This window comes from Margalitia sp. FSL K6-0131 (assembly GCF_038008735.1).
Taxonomy (GTDB): Bacteria; Bacillota; Bacilli; order Bacillales; family Bacillaceae_C; genus Margalitia; species Margalitia shackletonii.
This window is the reverse complement of record NZ_JBBOZS010000001.1, coordinates 595,611-614,642: the sequence shown is the minus strand read 5'-3', so window position 1 is coordinate 614,642 and position 19,032 is coordinate 595,611. Positions and strand designations below refer to the sequence as shown.

General features: G+C 38.2%; 20 protein-coding genes. 4 read left to right on the top strand and 16 right to left on the bottom strand.

Features of this window, described 5'->3' with window-relative positions:
* Positions 1-2: 2 nt before the first annotated feature.
* From NSQ59_RS03135 to NSQ59_RS03105, 7 genes are all read right to left on the bottom strand, one after another.
* Entirely contained in the window at positions 3-788 is a 786-nt protein-coding gene (locus NSQ59_RS03135) for a sugar phosphate isomerase/epimerase family protein (protein WP_205603451.1), read from the bottom strand.
* 112 nt (positions 789-900) lie between these two features.
* Positions 901-1,854, bottom strand: a complete 954-nt coding sequence (locus NSQ59_RS03130; protein ID WP_055738214.1) for an aldo/keto reductase — start codon at positions 1,852-1,854, stop codon at positions 901-903.
* A gap of 20 nt (positions 1,855-1,874) precedes the next feature.
* A complete protein-coding gene (locus NSQ59_RS03125; protein WP_055738213.1) occupies positions 1,875-2,603 on the bottom strand; it encodes a glucosamine-6-phosphate deaminase in 729 nt (242 codons plus the stop codon).
* A 20-nt stretch (positions 2,604-2,623) separates the two neighbouring features.
* Complete coding sequence (locus NSQ59_RS03120) at positions 2,624-3,949, bottom strand: PTS sugar transporter subunit IIC (RefSeq protein ID WP_055738212.1); 1,326 nt, start codon at positions 3,947-3,949, stop codon at positions 2,624-2,626.
* A gap of 12 nt (positions 3,950-3,961) precedes the next feature.
* The gene (locus tag NSQ59_RS03115) at positions 3,962-4,306 is read right to left on the bottom strand and encodes a PTS sugar transporter subunit IIB (RefSeq protein WP_055738211.1); all 345 of its coding nucleotides are present in this window, start codon (positions 4,304-4,306) and stop codon (positions 3,962-3,964) included.
* Between the two features lie 3 nt (positions 4,307-4,309).
* Entirely contained in the window at positions 4,310-4,639 is a 330-nt protein-coding gene (locus NSQ59_RS03110) for a PTS lactose/cellobiose transporter subunit IIA (protein WP_055738210.1), read from the bottom strand.
* A gap of 13 nt (positions 4,640-4,652) precedes the next feature.
* Positions 4,653-6,674 carry a BglG family transcription antiterminator gene (locus tag NSQ59_RS03105; protein ID WP_055738209.1) on the bottom strand — a complete coding sequence of 674 codons (2,022 nt, stop codon included), beginning with the start codon at positions 6,672-6,674 and terminating at the stop codon, positions 4,653-4,655.
* Between the two features lie 397 nt (positions 6,675-7,071).
* Between NSQ59_RS03105 and NSQ59_RS03100 the strand changes: the two genes are divergently transcribed.
* Positions 7,072-7,542 carry a hypothetical protein gene (locus NSQ59_RS03100; RefSeq protein WP_235950767.1) on the top strand — a complete coding sequence of 157 codons (471 nt, stop codon included), beginning with the start codon at positions 7,072-7,074 and terminating at the stop codon, positions 7,540-7,542.
* 161 nt (positions 7,543-7,703) lie between these two features.
* Here the strand turns inward: NSQ59_RS03100 and NSQ59_RS03095 are convergent, their stop codons facing one another.
* The gene (locus NSQ59_RS03095) at positions 7,704-8,300 is read right to left on the bottom strand and encodes a GNAT family N-acetyltransferase (protein ID WP_055738207.1); all 597 of its coding nucleotides are present in this window, start codon (positions 8,298-8,300) and stop codon (positions 7,704-7,706) included.
* A 142-nt stretch (positions 8,301-8,442) separates the two neighbouring features.
* On the bottom strand, positions 8,443-8,640 hold the full coding sequence (locus NSQ59_RS03090) for a DUF6366 family protein (RefSeq protein ID WP_055738206.1): 198 nt from the start codon (positions 8,638-8,640) through the stop codon (positions 8,443-8,445).
* Between the two features lie 319 nt (positions 8,641-8,959).
* On the opposite strand from NSQ59_RS03090, the gene NSQ59_RS03085 reads away from it, so the two are divergent.
* Both NSQ59_RS03085 and NSQ59_RS03080 read left to right on the top strand, forming a co-directional pair.
* Positions 8,960-9,907: a helix-turn-helix transcriptional regulator gene (locus NSQ59_RS03085; protein WP_055738205.1), complete on the top strand. Its 948-nt coding sequence runs from the start codon at positions 8,960-8,962 to the stop codon at positions 9,905-9,907.
* 163 nt (positions 9,908-10,070) lie between these two features.
* Positions 10,071-10,604: a YceI family protein gene (locus tag NSQ59_RS03080; protein ID WP_340829112.1), complete on the top strand. Its 534-nt coding sequence runs from the start codon at positions 10,071-10,073 to the stop codon at positions 10,602-10,604.
* Positions 10,605-11,139: 535 nt separating this feature from the next.
* On the opposite strand, the gene NSQ59_RS03075 is transcribed toward NSQ59_RS03080, so the two are convergent.
* Positions 11,140-11,604 (bottom strand): hypothetical protein, encoded by a 465-nt coding sequence (locus NSQ59_RS03075; protein ID WP_055741105.1) that lies wholly within the window; start codon positions 11,602-11,604, stop codon positions 11,140-11,142.
* Between the two features lie 22 nt (positions 11,605-11,626).
* Complete coding sequence (locus tag NSQ59_RS03070) at positions 11,627-12,106, bottom strand: GyrI-like domain-containing protein (protein WP_055738203.1); 480 nt, start codon at positions 12,104-12,106, stop codon at positions 11,627-11,629.
* 112 nt (positions 12,107-12,218) lie between these two features.
* On the opposite strand from NSQ59_RS03070, the gene NSQ59_RS03065 reads away from it, so the two are divergent.
* Positions 12,219-13,181, top strand: a complete 963-nt coding sequence (locus tag NSQ59_RS03065) for a helix-turn-helix transcriptional regulator (RefSeq protein WP_055738202.1) — start codon at positions 12,219-12,221, stop codon at positions 13,179-13,181.
* A 264-nt stretch (positions 13,182-13,445) separates the two neighbouring features.
* Here the strand turns inward: NSQ59_RS03065 and aroA are convergent, their stop codons facing one another.
* Genes aroA through aroC form a run of 5 tightly spaced genes read right to left on the bottom strand, consistent with a single transcriptional unit; the run spans position 13,446 to position 19,026 of the window.
* The gene (gene aroA / locus NSQ59_RS03060) at positions 13,446-14,741 is read right to left on the bottom strand and encodes a 3-phosphoshikimate 1-carboxyvinyltransferase (RefSeq protein WP_437177096.1); all 1,296 of its coding nucleotides are present in this window, start codon (positions 14,739-14,741) and stop codon (positions 13,446-13,448) included.
* Positions 14,742-14,787: 46 nt separating this feature from the next.
* Complete coding sequence (locus NSQ59_RS03055; protein WP_055738201.1) at positions 14,788-15,654, bottom strand: prephenate dehydrogenase; 867 nt, start codon at positions 15,652-15,654, stop codon at positions 14,788-14,790.
* Positions 15,655-15,667: 13 nt separating this feature from the next.
* Positions 15,668-16,768 (bottom strand): histidinol-phosphate transaminase, encoded by a 1,101-nt coding sequence (gene hisC / locus NSQ59_RS03050; RefSeq protein WP_055738200.1) that lies wholly within the window; start codon positions 16,766-16,768, stop codon positions 15,668-15,670.
* A gap of 7 nt (positions 16,769-16,775) precedes the next feature.
* The gene (gene aroB / locus NSQ59_RS03045; RefSeq protein WP_055738199.1) at positions 16,776-17,852 is read right to left on the bottom strand and encodes a 3-dehydroquinate synthase; all 1,077 of its coding nucleotides are present in this window, start codon (positions 17,850-17,852) and stop codon (positions 16,776-16,778) included.
* A gap of 1 nt (position 17,853) precedes the next feature.
* Positions 17,854-19,026: a chorismate synthase gene (gene aroC / locus NSQ59_RS03040; protein WP_055738198.1), complete on the bottom strand. Its 1,173-nt coding sequence runs from the start codon at positions 19,024-19,026 to the stop codon at positions 17,854-17,856.
* Positions 19,027-19,032: the final 6 nt, after the last annotated feature.

Sequence of the window (19,032 nt, the reverse complement as noted above, 5' to 3'; positions counted from 1 at the left end):
ATTTACAATTGTTCCTGAAGTTTTAGTAAATTATTAAAACTAATTTGATAGCTTTCCATCATACCGCCTGTTAAAAAACTACGATCCTGCTCCACCACGTACCATTCCGTTCCATTTGCTTCACCCCATTTTAAAATCGGGAGAAAGTCTATGCTGCCCGTTCCTATTTCTGCAAGAGATTCAGGATATGTTAGTTTCTTATCTGCCTTCATATCTTTCAAGTGTAAAATAGGCATTTTGTCCGGAAAGCGTTGAATCACAGATAATGGATTGATTTCAGCATATTGAACCCAATAAGTATCTACTTCTGGATAAAGAAAACGATTCCCCTCTGGCAACATTAAATAATCATATGCCGTTCGGTTATCAACCTTTGATAAAAACTCAAATTCATGGTTATGGTAACCTACTCTAAAGCCTAATCCATTGAGGCGATCAGCTAAGTCAAGCATTGAACGTTTCACATAGCGATACCCCTCTTCATTCTGTAATTCTTCCGGTAACGAGTTGCAAAAAATATCCTTTGTTCCAAATAACAATCCCTCGTATACTACGTTGTCCGTATCATTAAGCATCCGATCAAGTGAGACATGCATACCTGCTACCTTCATTCCTGTTTCTCGAAGGACCGCAGCGATATCCTCCGCACTATTGCCACGAAGTCCGTCCATCTGAACAGCCTCCCAGCCCATTTTTCGCAGCTCTCGTATTGTTCCAGCGAAGTCTGCTTCAAGTTCACGCCTAAATGAATATAATTCCACGGCAAACTTATGACGAATGTCTTTCATCTTTGCACCTCCATTTTTTCTATATTTTTGTTTCACTTAAAATCCCCTTCTTTAAATCGAAACGATTACGAATTAAACCAAACCATTTTTCCCTTTTTCAGCACTAATCCAATTATTCCTTTAAATCTAGCCAACGAACTTCATCATCTGTTAATAAAATCTTCGTTGCATCGTAAGAAGATAATAATTCGTTACTATTTTCCGGACCAATTACCGCTGCTGTCGGGAAAGTCTGACGTAATACATAAGCAAGAGAAATCTGAATAGGTGTTACCCCTTTTTTAGCTGCCAGCTCTTTTGCACGGCGATATCTCTCCCAGTTATTTTCACTATAATAAACCTCTACCATTTCCACATTCTCTTTCATATGTGGCGCAAATTTACCAGAGAAGAACCCTCCTGCTTGTGAGGACCATGACAACAGAGGTGTCTTTGTATTTTGATGCCAAGCAATCATCTCATCATTTGCTGATACGCAATTTTCCCAACGAGGTCGATTCACTTTAGCGAGACTTAAATTTGGACTATTAAAGGTAAACGGTGTTAACCCATGTTCGGCTGCATATTTATTTGCTTCTATTATTCTTGTTGTTTCCCAATTAGAAGCACCGATTGCGTAAACTAATCCTTTTTCCACCTGTTTATGAAGACTTTCCATAATTGGTCCAACTTCCTTTGTAGGATCATCTCGGTGCAAAGCAAATAATTCCACATGATCCGTACCGAGCATTTCTAAGCTAGTATGGAGATCCTCTTCAATTGCTTCGGGGTTAACCCTTGCAACATCAGGATTTTCACGGGTTGGATGACATGCCTTCGTATGAATAACTAAGCGGTCTCTATTTCCTCGTGCTTCCATCCAAGCTGCTAAAGCCTTTTCACTATGGCGATATTGTCTAGCTGTATCAAATGTATTTCCACCTATTTCAAGAAATTTATCCAATACTGGAGCAGCAAAATCCATATTATCCGCTCGAAGGAAATCTCCTGAACCCATCAGTAAATTAGAAACTCTAATGGTAATATCTTGTCCATCTTTTTTTCCTTGAATATCTATATATTTCATCTGCCTAAGTCCTTCTTTCCTTAGTTTAGTTGGCTTCCAGCTGCTTCATCGATAAACATAACCGCATTTTTCGAGTTCTTAGCAAGAGTGGAAGGAACATCTGAAGTTGGTTCTGTATCGATTGTACGCTTCACAATGTCTGCTTTCTTTTCTCCATATGCCATTAACATCACTTCAGTCGCTTCCATAATATGTTTTATTCCAAGAGAGATTCCCTTTGATACATTAACTTCTTCATCAAAATATTTCACTGAAACCTTCTTTGTTACTGAATCAAGATCTACTACATGACAATACTTATCTGTCGGTACACCTGGTTCATTGAAACCAAGATGTCCATTCATGCCAATACCTAGCAGCATAAAGTCTATTACTCCATGTTTGGCTATAAATTCATCTACTCTTTTACATTCAGCATCCAAATCATTTGCCAAACCATCAAAAAAACAAATTTGCGAATCCGTTAATTCCGGAACACGGTCAAAGAAATAATCAAACAATGTTTGCCTGCAACTGCCCTTTGTCTCACGGCCAAGACCGACCCACTCATCCAGACCGACAAAGGAGCATTTTCCAAAGTCCACTTTCCCTTTTAAAGCAGCTTCTACTAAATAGTTTAAAGTCAAAAGTGGAGTTTCTCCCCCAGCAAAGCATAGTAAACTTTCAGGCTTCTTTTTTACTAATTCAATAATATGTTCACCAGCTGCTTCAGCCATTGATACTGCTGTAGAAAACTTTTTTATGTTCATTTTGTTGTTTCCTTTCTATTTTAAAAATCAAGGTCAAGCTCTTGATGTGCTCTTTCCCTGTCATTAAGAACTCTTTCTTCTTTCATTGCACTGCGCTCATACATTTTGAAAAACGGATAATACATACAAACGGCTGCAGCCAACACAGCGAATCCAAGAATAACCGCTTTCCAGTCCATCGTGGACAAATATTGCGCAAAAGGTATAGGTGTTCCTCCAACATTAACAACTGGTGGCCGTACTAAACCCCAGTGGAATATAAACCATTGAACAGCTGCCAAAATAGGTGTCCCGATTACAAATGGGATAAATAAATACGGATTAAAGCATATTGGTAATCCGAAAACAACTGGCTCCGAAATAGTAAAGATCGCTGGAACAACGGAGGCTTTACCGACAGCTTTAATTTTCTGAGATCTACTAAATAATGCTAATACCACTAATGCCCCAGTAATTCCGGATCCTGAAAATCCCATAAAATAATCCCAAAAATTTGGTGCAAACACATGTGGAATTGGTTCCCCAGCTGCAAATGCTGCAGCATTTTGACCAAGGTACTGGGTCATAAATGGTAAGACAAAGCCAATTAAAATCGCATAACCATTCAATCCAATGAACCAAAATAACATTTCTAAAAACGAAATAACAAAAACGGCATATGGTGTATCAATACTATTGATTGCAGGTGCAAGCATCGTTGTGAATGCTTCCGGAATGATTTTTCCATTCGTCATACTTTGTACACCAACACTTAGTAATACAGCTCCAAATAAAACCACTACCATCGGTATGATCGATTCAAATGTAGCGGAAATCCCCTCTGGCAAGCCTTTTAATCGAATGGTAATATTATTTTTCATAAATACATTTAGTACTTCAATCGTTATTAATGATGCAAAGATCGCAATAAATAACCCGCGTGAATCAAGAAACTGTGTATTTAAGCTTCCATCCACTATCTTTGTATTTAATATTAATGTCACTAATACCCCAGCTATTACACCATGTAAAACAGGAACCTTCATCTGTTTCGCATGATTATAGGAAATCGTGATGGCACAATAAACCGATAGTAAGCCAAATGTAAACTGGAAAGGTAATTGCAATATATCATTGTAATGAACAAAGAAGGTCTTTACTGCTGTTCCATTAGGAAACATATTGCCGATGGATGAAATGATTAAAGAAAAAGAGCCGATTATCAATACCGAAATAAGTGCGATCATACCATTCTTAATGGATGCTACATGTCGTTGTTTCTCTATCCTTGCTGCTATCGGCTCAAAGTGCTTTTCCATAAAGGATATAAAACCATCCATTTTCGATTTTTTACCGTTTCTCGACATATAGACATCCTCCTATTTTGCAGTAGACTGCATTTTCATGATAATAGCATCTTTCAAAATATTCCCACCGTTCACCATTCCATAATCTTGAGTATCGATAATTTGAATTGGTTTACCAGCTTCATCTGCTAGCTTTTTCAGCTCCGCAAATTTATGTTTAATTTGCGGCCCCACCATAATGACATCAAAGTCTTCAATATATTCTCTTAATTCTCCCGCAGGATGTGCTTCAATTCGGATATCTACTTTTTTTAATTTCTCGCTTTTCGATGCGACCTCTTTCATTTTTGTAACCATAACTCCAGTCGAAGCACCTAAATTACAAACCAACAAAATATACAATTTATCAAAATTCATGTTTTATTCCCCCTTATTTTCTATTTGTTTTTTTAAATCCATATACATGCCAATCATTTCTTCTACTAATGTCATCGTTAAAATCGTATTCATTAAAGTATCTTGAGCATGAATAAGTAAAACAGAGAACTCTGCTTTCTCTCCTTGAGCCTCTTTTACAATTAAGTCAGTCTGTACATTATGAGCCTCATTTACTTGTTCTTTTGCCTCGTTAATTAATGTTTCTACTTGTTGAAGCTCACCTTTTTTCGCCATTCGTAAAGCTTCAATCAGCTTCGCGAAAGCATCTCCGGCTAATGAAATAATTTTGAAAGAAATTTGCTCTGTGTTCATCCTTGTTCTCCTTTTATATAATGGTTGCTTTAACAAGCTGATAGATTTCCTCTTTTGAACTTGCTTCTGTAAGTAATCGAACCTTGTCCGAATTTAGTGCTAATTGAGCCAGCCGTTCCACTAAGAGATGCGTTCCCTTTGAATGAAATGCCATTGTAAAGATTACCTGTACTGGAATATTGTATCGATCATAAAAAGAAACCCCTTTGTTCAAAACCGTTACTGCTAAACTGTCTTTTAATACGCCATCATCAGGACCTGCGTGTGCCAAAACTACTCCAGGAGCAACAGTCATATAGGGACCATACTTCGTGATGCTCTTAATGATATTTTCATAATATCTTGATTCTATACAATTCATCGAAAGCAGGTTGTTTGTCCCAAGCGCAATAGCCTGACGCCAGGTATTTGCCTTTTCTCCATAAACAATGGTTTCTGAAGAAAAAATAAAATCCGGCACCTCTTCCTTCCGATTTTCATATGAATCATTAGTAAGAACTTCTAGCAAATCAGATTCCAGCTTGCTCAAATTTGTAATATGACCATTATCCATCATTATCTGTATTATTTTGCTAAATTTATTTAACGGCTGAGTTGGCTGTACAATCATCTTCATTTGTATATGCTTCTGAAGTAATTCAATGTCGTCCATATGAAGATAACTATTGATGCGCAAGATCTTCTCTGAACTAATATCTGGGATATTCACTGTGCTCAGCACATAATCATATTTTTCTATCATTTCCTTATTTAAACGCCTTAGTGGGGTAGTCTCGATTCTTTCAAATTCAAACATTCTTTTAATCTGCGCACCTATCATGCTTGCTACAGCGGTTCCTTCCACACAAACAATCAGAATGGAAGGTTTTTTCTTTTGCTTTGTTTTATACCGTTGTAGTTCGGACGAAAAATAGATGGCTAGAAAAGAGACTTCTTGATTTGTAACGGTAACTTTAATTAACGGTTCCAATTCTTGGCAAAATTTTGATGTTACAAGAAATATTTCATGATCAGCCTTCATAAATTGGTCAAAAATCGGGTTTTCAATCATTACATTTTCCTGCAACCGCTTTACCATAAATGCAACATGCTTTTTAATTTGTTCAAAAAATTTACTATGCCCCTGCAGAAAATCCACTTGGTATGCTTCCCCCATTTTTCTGCAAAGTTCTTTTGTAAATACTTCAATTTCTTCTGCTTGTTTCTGGCTATCTAGTTGTTTAACACTATTTAGAAGAGTCCTTAAGCTGTCTTTGTATTTAGGATCAATATGGGATAACGTACCTAAAGTACTCTCAAATTCTCCTTGTTCTTCTGTAAGAATTTTAAATAGTAAGGTTAATAGCGTCAGATATGATTGATCATCCAGACCGTGATTTAAATTAGTTTCCATCCGATGACTGATTTCTACAGCCTTTTGCAAATGCTCATATTCAAAAAGATTATAAAAAAACAGTTCTCCGCGTTTTGAAACGATTCTGTCATCTTCAATAAAATTATAAAATTCCCTAATATTAATACTCCGGATCAGGGTTTTAGCAAAAATAATGCATTTTGAAAGGATCTCTCCGGAAATATAGTGCCCCTTTCGCTTCTTATGTGCTAAATATAAGTTTTCTAGAAAAATATCCCCCTCAATAGCCCTTAGATGATTTAATACTGACGTTCGTGAAATAAAAAGGACCTCTTCAAAATAGGAAGTTGGAATGGGCACATCTGAAATTAACAATTTCAGCTTTAAAAAATTTTGGACTTCGTCTGGTGAATACTGATATTTTTTTGGTGTCATTCGTTGTTTAAAAGTTGCTAAGATTGGTCGGATTCGATTCTTTTCAACAAGAAATATTCCTTTGCGCGGATGCCTTGTTAATGGGGCTAGTTGATTTTCTTCCATAAATAAATCAATCTTGCTCAAACTATAACGAACGTTACGTTCACTCGTTTCCACATGTTCCGCAATTTTTGCGATATTCATAAAACCATCCTGCAAAAGCAAAATATCTATAATTTCAATACATCGCTGATCCAATTTCACCTGTATTCACCTGCCCTTCCTAAACTCTGATTCTAGTATAGAAATTCAAAAAAGCGCTTTCAACTAAGGTTATAACACTTTTTGTCACGAAACTAGCGTCAAAAAATGACTATGCATAAAGATATCTCCAATCAAATAAAAAAGGTCAGTCCTCTTTCTTCATAAGAAATTGGACTGACACTACTAGTCTTTAAATATATTTTAAAACAGATACTTTTCCACTCTAAAAAGGTTAGTTAGAAAGATAAGTGATTTATTTAGGCTAAAGGGATATTTTTCATTTTAAGGAATAGATATTTTAGGGAGATCAACAATTACAAAAGGAATGGATTAAACACTATAACTATAATGTCCAGAGGAGGAAAATTATTTGCAACATGAAATGGGTCATATGATGATGAGTACTTCAAGCATATCATGGATCTTTGCTATAAGCATTTTAGTTATTACCATCCTATTAGTCTTACATATATTAAATACACTATGGGAACATCAAAATCTGTTAAGTCAATTAATAGAACAGCACAGCAGTCTTATACATTCTATAACGATGTCTTTGGGGATGAGTTCTACTATTACTATTTGTACCATTTTGGGTGCTATGTTTAACACTCAACAAAATGCAGCTTATATTATCGGTTTTATTGTGGGAGTTTTAATTAGTGTAATAATTTGTTCTCCATTTAAAGATGGAATTGCAGTATTAGATGGTGTTGTTTCAGGTACAATGGGTGGATTGATGGGTGTGATGATTGGCACAATGGTACCTGAAGCAGGTCTGTACACAGTAGCTATATTACTGACTATATTATTTGCAATCACGTGGATTGTCATTTATCGCCGTATTAACACCATCTCATTAAAATAATTAGTTTAAGTGAAAATTTTCAACATCTTTAGTATAGGAGTATATAAAAAAGACGCCTTCTTATTAAAGAAAAGCGCCCATTTACTTAAGATTCGTTTTACAACGTCTGTTGCAGCGATATTGTAAATCGTCCCTAGAGTTCTTATAAACGGCCTATTTACTCATTTGCTTGGTAACGTTGGGTAACCGAATGAACCATTCTTCAAGCGTACCTTTGTGTAGATGCAATCATCTCTGAGGTCACCAGCTGGATCTTTGAAATTGTTTATAAGTATTGCTTCCAAGTGATACCCACAACGCTCTGCAACCCTACGACTGGCACTATTTCTAGAGTCACACCGTATTTCGATGCGATTGGCTTGAAGATTTTCAAAAGCAAATTGTGTCAATCCGTCCACGGCTTCACTCATATACCCGTGTCTAGAAGCAGATTGCCTAATCCAGTAACTGATTTCAAAGCGGCCTACATGCCAATCTATCCTTACTAGACTGCAAGAACCAATGAACTCTCCGGAAACTTTATCTAGTATGTAAAAAGGAAATGCGTCACGCAAAAAGAAATTCGCTCGATGTTTACGAGCACCTACTTCAGTCTCTTCGATATCTGGAATATGGTCAGACCATATCCACTCATTCAGAAACTCATAAGACTCTCTTATTGCCTCGTTAACCATGGCTCCATCGCCAACCTGAGGCACCCGCAATAAAAGTCGTTCGGTTTCAAACTGTTCCGGTATATCAAGAAGAATTGGATTCATGATCACACCCCCGTAAATTCCTGCCTTTTAACTAGTAATTATTATGTCAAATCCCCATCATTAGCGCAATGCGTTATTTCGAATCTGGCCCGATTGTTGTAAAAAAGCTATGACGATTGTTCAACTAAAATGCCACGTTAGCTTAATTAGAACATCGTGAAAGGATAAACAATCCACCAATAATAATAACGACTGTGATAATCTTTGTTAGACAGCCACCTCTGGCTAAAGCCCCTATGTCACCAACCTTTGAACGGTTTATAGAATCCCCTAAATTACCCATTGGATTTTTTTTATTCTCTTGGTTTTGTCGTTTCTCTTGTTCGTCTCCTTTATACACCAATTTACCCCCTAAATTATCCCTTAAGGAATTTTATTCTCCAAAATTCAAAATTAATCCTTCTTTTACTAAGTTGCCATTGTAGCTCATGAAGCAAATTCCCCTTAATCTACCACAGACTGTACTTCATCCCAAAATGTAAATTTCATACACTTGATCTAAGTAAGGTTAAACTACATAAACGTTTCTAGCCACTCCTTTGTCGAGAGCGGCTTGTGTTTATAAATTAATATATTTATGATGTAATATTCTTATTGTATTAAACAGAACCTGAGTTCTTGAGTCTCCATTACAATTTTGGTTTCAAAGGAGGTAGACAATGAATAAGACAGACCGTTTGTTAGCTATTGTATTAGAGTTGCAAGGCAAAGAAATAGTACGGGCGCAAGATTTGGCAAACCAATTTGAAACCAGCGTGCGTACCATTTACCGTGACATTCAGGCACTCAGTGAAGCGGGCGTACCAATCGTAGGATCTACCGGGATAGGTTATTCCTTGATGGAAGGTTATTTCCTGCCACCCATTAGTTTCACAGTAGAAGAAGCCGTGACCTTACTCATTGGAACTGACTTTATCGAAGAACGATTTGATGATCATTATCGCATTAGGGCTCAAGATGCTCATAGGAAAATCGAAGCCATTCTACCTGAGAGCGTTCGCAATGAAACAACTCGTGTGCGCAAGGCTATGCGCTTGCTCGCTTCTGATAAACGGGTCACGGTATCAAAAGAAAGGGAATATCTCGAAAAGATCCGTCGAGCGATATTAGACAAGCGAAAGATCAACTTTCATTATGTAAAAAGATTTGCAGATGCTGAAAAAAATCGCCATAGTGTTCGTACAGTTGCTCCCTATGGACTGGTTCTCATTCAAGGATCATGGATGCTTGTAGCCCACTGTGATTTGCGCCAAGACATTCGCCATTTTCACTTATCCCGTATGACAGAGCTTACTGTTCTGGAAAGCCAATTTGAACTGCCAGTCCATTTTAGCTTAAGAGAGTACACACCTCCGGACGATCGGAGCTTGCAAGTTCGCCTTCTATTTAACTATGACATAGCAGATAAGGTGAAGGAATCGAACAATGCATACGTGGAAGAAATGGAAGAACATCAAGATGGCTTACTAGTGGTCTTACGTGTTCATCAGCTGGAGGAAGTGCTGCAATGGGTGCTTGGATGGGGAGCAGAAGTGATTGTTTTAGAGCCTGAATCATTCCGAAATCGAATTCGTGAGGAAGCAGAAAAAACATTAAAACGCTACTGACATATCGTTGTCAGTAGCGTTTTTGTATAGTCAGAGTTAAGAGTGGCTTAACGAATGGCAAGGTTTCTGCCATCCACTCAATAAAAATTGGAGTGGGAATATCACACCGCATTAGATAGGGTGATCTCTCTCTCAAATTTAATTAAAGGAGCGATATCTAATTATGAGTACAGTAAATTGGGCAGTTGATCCGGATCACAGCTCCATCGAATTTTCGGTGACACATTTAATGATTAATAGAATCAAAGGATTCTTCGGAGACTTTCAAGCAAACATAAGTTTTGACCCCGATAACTTAACATCAACAGTTGTTCAAGCATCCATCGATTCAAACAGCATCACAACTCGTCAACCACAGCGCGATGAACATCTGAAAAGCGTTGATTTCTTTGATGTTGCAAAGTATCCTAGTATTACATTTCAAAGCACCGGTTGCTCTTTAGTTAGTGAACAACAATATGAAATGACGGGAAATCTAACTGTACATGGAGTTACAAAGCCCGTCACATTTCAAACTACTTTTAGAGGAGTAAACAAAGATCCTCGCGGCCGAAACCGTGCCGGATTTCATTCAATAGCCTATATCGATCGCAATGAATTTGGCCTGGCATTTAACTCACCCTTGGAATCTGGTGGATTAATTGTTGGAAATGAAGTAAAGATTGAGCTGAATATTGAAGCATTAAGGATTGACTAATTTGTAGATGGTTAACCTATTATGATAAATTCAATTGTTGAATTTTGAGTCTAAATTTTTTATGTCAATTGTACAGCACTACTTTAAATAGGAACTAGCTTCGTATTAAGATTACTACAATCACAATTAGGGTAAGAGGTAAGTATCCGCCTGTAATAAGGCGGTTTTACTTACACCCTAAAAATTATTAACACACCTTTTTGAAAGGACTCTAAAAAAGACCGTCATTGACTATCTTCCACTCTACTTTTTAAATAATACCCAATAAAAAATCATCTTACCTCTAAAAAATCTAGAAGTAAGATGATTTTTATCAAACTATATTACATATTATCGATCTTTATATATATATGTCTCTTTTTTCCTCTGAACGCCTATTAGCAAAGTAGAAATTACCAAGAAAAATGTCTGCATCCATTGTGTTTGCAAGCTAGTGAAAGCTATTTTTTACCAAGCGAGAAAATAGCTTTCACTAATTTCAATGATGAAAAAGGATAATCTGATACAAAAAATGCTTGATTCCTTCACTTAGGCTTTAATACTCTCCTTTAATTACGAAAAACGATCCCCGAATGGTTCCAGCTAGTTTTGACTTCTGTCTAGCGAACTTAAACTTCCCTTCTAACTCCTTTGGTACCTCCATCCCCTCAGAAAGCTTAAAACCTACGGCCCGCTTCTTAGGGTCATCAACCGTATACATGACGTTGAGCACAAGGCCATCCTCATAAATAACGTAGGAAAATTGGATATTTTCTACTTGAAAACGCGACGTTTCTAAAGGTTTGGCCGCAAACTCAATATCACGTTCTTCTTTCAAAATTCGGTTCACATAATCAAGGGTCTCGCTCGACTCGCTAGCTGGTACAATCGTAAATTCATGCTTGTATTTGTTCATAAAGTAACGGGCTTCATTAGCTCGTAAACCAGCAAGCGCTTCTGCTACAGGTGAAGACTCTAAACCAACCGTAGACACATTTTTAAAATCAACAATATAGGACAATTCCGTCTCTCCTTTTATCATATTATTTCCTCACAACAGGAATCCACATTTCACCAAATACTACACCGTTTCTCTGACCCATCTCCACCGTTGTATTTGGCCCGCCAACATAGGCAAAATCCTTTGCTTCCGGCAAGACTTGACCAAAGGCAATGCCAGCAAGCTTATTACTCAACTCATCCGCCGTGTTCCCTTCCCCTTTCACAACTAGGTATTCCCCCTTAGGAAATTCGATAATTCTTGATGCTTCTGGTAATGTTTCCTCTGTCATGACACCAGCATAATGCATCATCTTGTTATTCACCGCTTCGTTCACGGCAAAAATGTAGTCATTTGTTGCTACGGCCTTTAAAGTGTCAAGCGTTCCATCTTGGCTGACAGTCTGCCAGAAATCTGCCTTTTCCTTGTTTATGCCTGCAAAGTCTGTGTAATGGCTCTTAATCTCCGTACCAATACCTAAAACGGTAAAACTGTCTTTTTCTTCAAGAGTATAATTTGTCATATTCAAAACCTTCCTCTTCTTTTTAATTTATCAAATGAACTTTTCTTCTTCACTTGATAGTTATATAATAACCTTAAATCATGTCAAAAAGTGATACTGTTTAGGAGTCCTAATGAAAAAAGTTGAACGAATTAATGTCATCATGCGTTATATCAATAACCGCTCCCACTTTACAATATCTGAAATCATGCGAGAATTTAACATCTCTCGTTCGACAGCTATTAGAGATATCAGAGAAGTTGAAGCCATGGGAATGCCACTTGTCGCTGAAGTTGGTAGGGATGGTGGTTATTTTGTCATGCACAACTCTGTCTTGCCCGAAGTTCGCTTTACTGATAATGAGGTCAAAGCTCTTTTTATTGCCTTTATGGCAACAAGAAATCAACAACTTCCTTATCTAAAGAGTCGTCATTCTTTGGCTGAAAAATTACTGGGTCTCATCTCAGAGAACCAGCAAGATGACCTTGTACTTTTAAATCAAACCTTGCTTTTTGAAGGGACTAACCCCAATAATCCCGACCTCCTTGATCTGTCAGACCTCCCCCATCCCATGTTAGAAAAACTGATCCAAATCCTTCTTTTGGACCGCTATTTATTGATTACCATCGAAGAAGAGGGGGTAATAAAGTCTTATCCAATTTATCTCTTGCACCTTTATCGTGAAAAAAGCGTGTGGCTGATTGAAGGCTTTGACTTAAAGGAAGAAAAGCAGCAAATTTTTTCTGTCGATAATCTCACAGAGGTCAAACCCTACCCGACGAAAAAAAGATTAAGTAAGAAAAAGATTTTAGAAAAGATGAGTAAACAGGAGGAAGTAAGCAACCTTGTCCTTGAACTTGGTCCGAAAGCAATTGCCCAGTTCAAAAAATACCATCCTTTAAAAGTTTCCATTTCCTATACGAATCCTTTCCAAACGACAGCCATTTTAAAGACTTTTATCAATGTTTATAAGCCCGAAGAATTGACAGAAATGACAAATTGGCTACTTTTCTTAGGTGGGGATATCAAGGTTAGGGAAGTGCCAAAAGAAGTTTTAGAAGGTTTACAAGAGAGATTATGCTTATTCTTCCCATAAGTATAATCTTTTCAAACCCGGCAATCTTTAGACCACATCTAAAAATCTGGCAGTCAACAGTCGCTAAAATAGGTTAAGTTTCCTTAAAACTTAACCTTTAAAAACGGAATCAGGTAAAATAACGTAAAATAGTTCTTACTAAAAGTCAAAGCATAAATAATGAATGTGGTTATTCCCGGAGAATATCTTAAATAAAATAATGATGACTTTTATTGAATTACCCTGCCCTTTATTCAAAAAAGAAGATCCTGCCTACTAACACCTCTAATTCAGCTCACAAAGCGTCCTTAACGTTTCAAAAAAAGTTGGATAGGACACCTTAATGGCTTCACTATTTTCTATAAGTGTTTCTCCATCTGCAAGACAACCTGCAATGGCGAGCATCATCCCGATACGGTGATCTCCATGGCTGTTTACGTGCGCTCCTTTTAATGGGGTTTTACCATGAATAATTAACCCATCTGCAGTTGTTTCAATATGCGCACCCATTTTATTTAATTCCTTGGCTACAGTATCGATGCGATTGGTTTCTTTCACCTTTAATTCTCCAGCATCCTTAATAATGGTCGTTCCTTCCGCCTGGGTAGCGGCCAGAGCGATAATCGGAATTTCATCGATTAATCTTGGAATCAATTCACCTGCGATTTCCGTTGCTTTTAAAGGGGCAGAGATAACTTTTAAATCGGCAAATGGCTCGAAGGATTGTTCATCCTCCCCTGTTACTGTTATGGATGCCCCCATCCTCTCTAATACATCGATGATCCCCGTTCTAGTTTGATTTACCCCAACTCCTTGAATAGTAATATTACTATTAGGAATGATAGAACCTGCTGCTAAGAAAAATGCTGCAGATGAAATATCTCCTGGTACATTGATGGTTGTAGCAGTTAGACTCTGTTTCCCAGCAATAGATACTTTTTTTCCATTTCGATGTACCGTTACACCAAATGCCTCGAGCATACGTTCAGTATGATCTCTTGAGACTTGAAGCTCCGTAACAGATGTCGTTCCTGTGGCATGAAGCCCCGCAAGTAGAATCGCCGATTTAACTTGTGCACTGGCAATTGGCATTGCATAATCAATAGAATGTAAGCCTCCTCCATTAATGGTGAGCGGAGTATACTTGCCATCTTGACGTCCATCCATTTTTGTACCCATTAACCGTAATGGTTCAACAATTCGATTCATCGGTCTTTTCGCAATGGAAGAATCCCCTTGCAGGCAAGCATATAAGGGCAGACCTGCCAACAAACCCGATAAAAGTCGGATGGTTGTTCCTGAATTTCCAACCTCAAGCACAGCTTCAGGTTCTCGTAATTGCTCCACACCTTTCCCATCAATTTCTACGTAATCCCCTTCCTGCAAAATGTTTACCCCAAGCTGTCTTAGACATGCAATCGTACTCAAGCAATCTTCACCTGGCAAAAATCCTTTCACCACCGTTTTTCCTTTCGCAATTCCACCTAGCATTATAGCTCGATGGGAAATCGATTTATCCCCAGGTACAGCTATCGTTCCATTAAAACCATTTTCTGTTTTCCTCACTGCTTGTAATGTCACTAGTTTCACTCCTTCTATCACTTTCACTGAATTCATTCAGCAACCATTAAACATGGCTTGGTAAAGAATCACGGTATTCTTTTGCCCCTTCAAAAAAATGATGGATCGCCCGTTCATCACCAGCCTGTAAAACAGTCGTTAAATGACGAATTTCGTTCATCCAATCCTCCATTAACTCTAGTAAATTACGGCGATTATCCATAACAATATCGCTCCAAATGCCTGGATTACTGGAGGCAATTCTTGTTATATCACGAAATCCTCCAGCTGCCATTTGACGAATAAGGGGTTCTTTGGCAGCATGTTTTTTTGCTTGGTTCACCAATACTCCTGCAATTAAATGAGGTAGATGACTAATCATTCCTACAATGTAATCATGCTCATCTTTGTCGAGAATATGGAGATGTGCATTGGTGCCACTTAACCAACTCTTTAATTCACTTATTCTCTTATTACTGATTTCAGGGGCAGGAGTAAGAATATAATAAGCACCATCAAATAAATGTAAGTTGGCATTTTCTACTCCGGTTTTATGTGAGCCTGCTACAGGGTGCCCGCCAATAAAGGTTGCTTTTCCATTAAACACTTCATTAGCAGCCTCCATTATCTCCCCTTTTGTACTGCCTGTATCTGTAATAATGACATTGTCTTTTAATGTCATGCTTGATAGTTGTTTCATTATTTTCCTCAGTTCTAATACAGGTGTCGACAAAATGATTAAGTCGGCGAGTTCTGCTCCCTGCTGTAAAGAATCGACTTTTTCGTCAATAATATTTAGGTCCATTGCTTTTTCCATCTCATGTTGATTTATATCCAAACCATAAATTTTTGCATTTGGATGCTGTTTTTTTATTGTAAGGGCAAGTGATCCACCGATTAATCCTAACCCTACAATCAGTACATTTCCTTTCATGATTAGACCTCCATCATTGCTTACCATTCAATGAGCGTTCTTTTATAAATTCCTTTATTGCATCTCTGACTCTTTCATTTTGTTCCGCTAAACCAATCGTAACGCGCACACATGTCGGAAACCCTAGTTGTTTACCTGAACGTACGATTAGCCCCTGTTCCAATAAAAACTGTGAAACCTCGTCTCCATCCCATTTAAAATCTATTAATACAAAGTTCCCCTCTGAGGGATAAACTTTTAGCCCATTGTCTAAGCAAAAAGCATAATATTTCTCCCTCTCATCAGCATTTTTTCGAAAGCATTCCTTTACAAATTCTTGATCGCTTATTGCCGCTGCAGCAGCCATTTGGCCAAGGACATTTGTATTAAAAGGAGGACGGGCCGCTTCTAATTTTTGAATAATGTTGACTGATGAGATCCCATATCCCACTCGCAAACTGGCGAGTCCATAAATTTTCGAAAAGGTTCTCGTAATCATTACGTTAGAGAAATCCTTAAGCAATTCAATCGTGTTACCTGGCTGTTCGACATATTCAAAATAAGCCTCATCTAGTACTACAAACACGTCATTTGGAACTTTCCTCAAAAATGTCGAAAGTTCATCGCTAGCGATATACGTCCCTGTTGGATTATTAGGGTTACATACCCAGACCACCGTTGTATTCCTATCGATGGCTAAAAGCATTCTGTCTAAATCATGCAGCCCATCTACTAATGGAATTTCCCGAACCTCCCCACCTTCGAGCACTGCATTATGCTTATACTGAGAAAAAGTAGGGGCGGCCATTACCGTATTTTTCCCAGGTTGTATTAAAGCCCTCGAAATAATTTGGATTAATTCATCCGTTCCGTTTGTAAAAATTAATTGATTTGGGTCGACCTCTAAAAGGGAAGCGGTCTCCGCTCTTAGTTTGCTAGCTTTTCCATCTGGGTAAATATTTAATGAGCCCCCAAATTCTTTTAACGCCTTATCTACTTTCAATGAATGGCCATATGGATTCTCATTTGAAGCTAATTTGATAATTGGGTTTTGCGTATTATGAGTCTTCACCTCAGCAACTGATTTACCGGGTTGATATGCATGCAGTTGATGCATTTGTTCTTTCCATTTCATTTTGAATTCACTCCTTCTTCTTATCTTGTAAATCTAATAAAGTCTTTCGGAGTAACTCCTGATTAACTTTTTGCCTAATGGGTCTTCCTATATCCTGCAGCAAAACAAATACAGGTTCATTTCCAACAGATTTTTTATCTCGAACCATCCATTCCAGAATGGACTCAAATGTACAATTTGCAGGAATTTTCCACCTATACCCCAATCCCTCTAGCCAACTGATAAAGCTTTCATAAGGGAAAGCAAATGGATAGATTTGCTTACTTAGGTTCAAAGCATAAACGATTCCCATCATAACAGCTTCACCATGAGTTAATTCTCCAAATCCCGCTGCCGCTTCCAAGGCATGGCCAAGTGTATGACCGAAATTTAAATAGGCGCGAATATCGTTTTCCGTTTCATCCTGTTTCACGATATTTGCCTTGGTTTCAATGCCTTTTTTCAAAAATTTTTGTAAAGGAATTGCGGCTAGATCTTCGAGAGATTTTGTTTCGTTCATCAATTCTTGTAAAAATTGTGGATCTGAAATGAAGGCATGCTTAATGATTTCCGCAAACCCACTTCTTTTCTCTCGAATTGATAATGTTGCTAAAAATTGAGTATCATAGATAACTAGTTCAGGCTGCTTAAAGGCGCCAACCATATTTTTTCCCAGTGGATGATTAATCCCTACCTTGCCTCCGACCGCACTGTCATGGGCTAAAATGGTGGTAGGAATCTGTATAAAGGCAATTCCCCTCATATAAGAGGCGGCTACAAACCCTGCTAAATCGCCAATGGCCCCGCCGCCAAAAGCTAAAACAACCGAATGACGGTCCATCCCATGATTCATTCCAAATGAAATACAATCTTGATAAATCTCAAATGTTTTCGCCTTTTCACCATTGGGTGCTATATAAATATGGGTTTCAATATTAGGAAGATGGTTCGTAATTGTGTCTAAATGCCGTTCCTTCAAATCCGTATTGGTGACGATCCATAGCTTTGAATATCCGGTTAAATGATCCTTTAAATTCTCGAGGATGTCACTGCCTAAATAAACAGGATAGTTTTTCGATGAGGTCAAAACATGAATGACGTCCATGTTAAAATCCCCTAGTATATACTCTGTGCTCTTCAATGGATTGCTTCAATAGCTCAAAACGATCACTGCTAAATTGCTCGGTTATAGCGGCTGCCAGCTCCCATGCGACAACTGCTTCTGCCACGACACTTGCAGCTGGAACGGCACAGCTATCGGAGCGTTCGATACTTGCTGTAAAAGGCTCTTTTGTATCAATATCAACGCTTTTCAACGGTTTATATAAGGTAGGAATTGGCTTCATTACCCCTCTCACAACGATCGGCATACCTGTCGTCATTCCGCCTTCAAAACCTCCTAATCTATTAGTTGAACGAACATATCCTTCATCCTCATTCCAGATAATTTCATCATGCACTTCACTGCCCGGCATTCTCGCCATCTCAAAGCCTAAGCCAAACTCTACACCCTTAAAAGCATTTATACTTAACATTGCTTGAGCAATTTTTGCATCCAGCTTCCGATCATAGTGAACATAACTCCCTACGCCAATCGGCATGCCTTCCACAATCACTTCGACAATACCGCCAATCGAATCTCCTTTTGCTTTTGCCTGATCAATGGCCTCCATCATCTGTTTTTCCACTTTTTCATCAAAACAGCGAACAGGAGAATCTTCGGTTTTATGCTGTAATTCTTGAATACTCTCGTATTTTGGTGGGTTTGCTCTCACTCCGCCAATTTCTAAAACATGTCCGGCAACTTCAATCCCAAGCATTGAAAGGAGCTTTTTAGCAACTGCCCCAGCTGCAACCCTTACCGTTGTCTCACGGGCTGAGGATCTCTCTAGAACATTTCTCATATCGCGATGCCCGTACTTCATTCCACCAACTAAATCAGCGTGACCTGGCCTTGGCCTCGTTACCTTTCGTTTCACTTCTTCTTGATTTTCCAGATCCAATGGTTCAATCCCCATAATTTTAGTCCAATGCTTCCAATCATTATTTTCAACGACAAGGGATAACGGTGATCCTAATGTAAGGCCATGGCGAACACCTCCAGTGATATTTACCATATCGGTTTCAATTTGCATTCTTCTTCCGCGTCCATAGCCTTTTTGACGGCTGGCAAGTTCCTTATTAATATCCTCTGCAGTTAAAGGCATCCCCGCGGGTAACCCCTCGATAATCGTTGTCAGCTGCGGACCATGTGATTCACCTGCTGTAATATGTCTCATTGTTGA